We start from the raw sequence: 2,535 nt of genomic DNA, 5'->3' as shown, positions 1-2,535 counted from the left end.
CTCATCGAGGCTGGGCACCAGCTTGTTGCCGACACCGGGCACCGTGGTCTCATCCGCGCTGCGTCCGACCACAGGGTTGAAGGTCAGCTGTGCGGTGGTTCCGATGATCTCTTTGAGCTCGGCCGCGCTGCCGATACCGGGGACCTGGATCAGGATACGGTCGGTGCCCTGACGCTGGATCGTGGGCTCACGCGTCCCGACTTCGTCGATACGTCTGCGAATGATTTCAAGAGCTTGCTGGACCGTCCTGTCATCGGATGCCGCGCGTTCTTCTTCGGACAGGGTAATGATCAGCACATCGCCCTCGCCGCGCATGACAAGGTCCGTGGCCCCCACACCGCTGAGCGTCTGGATCGGGCGGGCCAGGGCGCGGGTCACTTCAAGGGCGCGGGCCATGCCGTCGGGATTGCCGATGCGGACGCGAATCTCGTCCGGGGCGGAGGGTTGCAGGCGGACGGTGCCGACAACCGCGCGTTCGGGGCGCAGGGCATCGCGGATTTCGGGCCATGTGGCCTCCATCCGGGCCTCATAGACGTCCTCGACCTTGACCTCGGCCAGCAGATGCGCGCCGCCCCTCAGATCCAGCCCGAGATTGACCAGCGACGAGGGCATCCAGCTGGGCCAGGCCGCGGCCTGTTCCAGAAGCGCGGGGGTCTCGCCCTGAAGCTCGATCGCCTGCACCGCATCATTGTGCATTTCGACGCGGGAATAGAAACCGTTGGGCAAAGCCAGCACCAGCCCGACCACGCAAGTGAGCCAGACCAGTATCCGTTTCCAAGAATCAATTTGCAGCATCTAACCTGCCTTTTCAAAGCCTTGGCAGGCGAAATTAACCTGCCGCAGGCTCGGTCTTGCTGACGACCTGTGCCACTGTGCTGCGCACCACACGCACCTTGACGCCCTCGGCCAGTTCGACCTCGATCTCGCCGTCATCCTTGACCTTTGTCACCTTCCCGATGATCCCGCCCTGGGTGACGATCTGATCCCCGCGACGCAGGGCTGCGACCATCGCCTGATGCTCTTTGACCTTCTTTTGCTGGGGTCTGATCAGCAGGAAATACATGATCAGGAAGATCAGAATAAGGGGAAGAAACTGGGCGAATGCGCTGCCACCGTCCATGGAAAGATCCTTTTTGCATCTGAGGCGCGGGAAGCCCGCGAAGTTTGGCGAAACTTATGCGTTCATCCGGTGCGGTGCAAGGCGCGATGGGGCGGAAAAATGGCGTATGACTCGGGTACACAACCCGTACACACCCGGTGCATATGGTCTTGGAACATGCAGCCGCGACTTGGCAGTGACGCACGTTGGCGTCATTATGTGAGGATGGGTTGATGGGTAAGGGTTGTTGAGTGTCGCGATGATGAACGAGTTTTCGATAGAGTTGCCCGAGCGGCTGTATCTGGTGCAGATCATTGTGACCGCGTTTCTGCTGCTGGCTCTGCTCTGGGCCGTCTGGCGCGCAGGTGCCAGCGCGCGCGGTGCCCTGCCCCAGATTTCACAGAACCACACATTGAATGTCTTGGCATGGTTCGGTCTGTTTTTCATGGTGCCGGGCGCATTGCTGTTTCTGATGGCCGTCTGGCAATTGCTGATGCTGGTCGTCAGCTATCCTACACCGGGCAGTGATGGCTCGGATGTGCGCTGGCACAGTTCCATCATGCTGGCATTGCTGGCAGCGGTTGGTGCGATTGTGGGTCTGGTCTTTGCCTTTATCCGGGTTCTGACGACGGAGCGGCAGACACGAACGGCAGAGGCGCAGGCCACCCACAACGAAAATGTGCTGTTCAACGAAAAGATCACCGAAGCAACGCGGGACCTTTATGCGCAGAGGCAGGTGACGAAAGATCCCGACACCAAGGAGGGCGCCTATGACATCCGGGAGGATGATCTCATTCGCCGCAACGCCGCGATCGATCAGTTGGAGCGGCTGGCCGGGGAACGACCCGAAACCGCCGGTGGGATCGCGCGGATGCTGTCGGTCTATGTGCGCGAGTTGTCCAAGGCGCATGAGGCCGACCCGGTGCCCGAGGGTATGTCACCGGGTGACTTAGAGAAATGGGCCCGTGACCTGAAGGTGAAACGGTCGGACATGGAAAAGGCGGTTCAGACATTAGGGCGGTTGCGGGCAATCGCGGCACGGGCTGGCGCAGACCTGCCCATCGACCTTCGTGAGGCGAATTTGCAAGGTATGACTTTGACTGGGTTGGATTTTGAAGGGGCGGACCTTCGCGGGGCGCAGTTGCAGGGGGCAGACCTCCGCGAGGCGAAGTTGCAGGGGGCAAACCTCGTCAGGGCGCAGTTGCAGGGGGCACGCCTCTGGAACGCGCAGTTGCAACGGGCAAACCTCGGCGGGGCGCAGTTGCAGGGGGCAGACCTCAGGGCGGCGGCGATGGATGAGGAGACAGACCTCCGTTCCGCGTCTCTTCGAGGTGCGAGGCTGAGATATGTCGATTACACACAGGTCGGGCTCACTCAGGAGCAGGTTGACAGTGTCTTTGGCGATGACACGGTCGCACTTCCCGAAGGTATTACAC

2 protein-coding genes and 1 pseudogene are annotated in these 2,535 nt (G+C 61.0%); 1 reads left to right on the top strand and 2 read right to left on the bottom strand.

Annotated features, from left to right (window positions below; genetic code table 11):
• A pseudogene (locus WAO69_RS08445) lies at positions 1-795 on the bottom strand (protein translocase subunit SecD); the annotation flags it as partial.
• 34 nt (positions 796-829) lie between these two features.
• Entirely contained in the window at positions 830-1,120 is a 291-nt protein-coding gene (yajC, locus tag WAO69_RS08440; protein ID WP_422177994.1) for a preprotein translocase subunit YajC, read from the bottom strand.
• Positions 1,121-1,358: 238 nt separating this feature from the next.
• Between yajC and WAO69_RS08435 the strand changes: the two genes are divergently transcribed.
• On the top strand, positions 1,359-2,535 hold a 1,177-nt coding region (locus tag WAO69_RS08435; protein WP_422177992.1), incomplete at its 3' end, for a pentapeptide repeat-containing protein.

The organism is Aestuariivita sp. (genome assembly GCF_049276915.1).
Classification (GTDB): domain Bacteria; phylum Pseudomonadota; class Alphaproteobacteria; order Rhodobacterales; family Rhodobacteraceae; genus Aestuariivita.
Note: the sequence above shows the minus strand (reverse complement) of the source record. Positions and strands in the feature narration are given on the sequence as shown.

Excerpts from the sequence above, each read along its gene's own strand:
- yajC (WP_422177994.1), bottom strand. The coding sequence starts at position 1,120 with ATGGACGGTGGCAGCGCATTCGCCCAGTTTCTTCCCCTTATTCTGATC.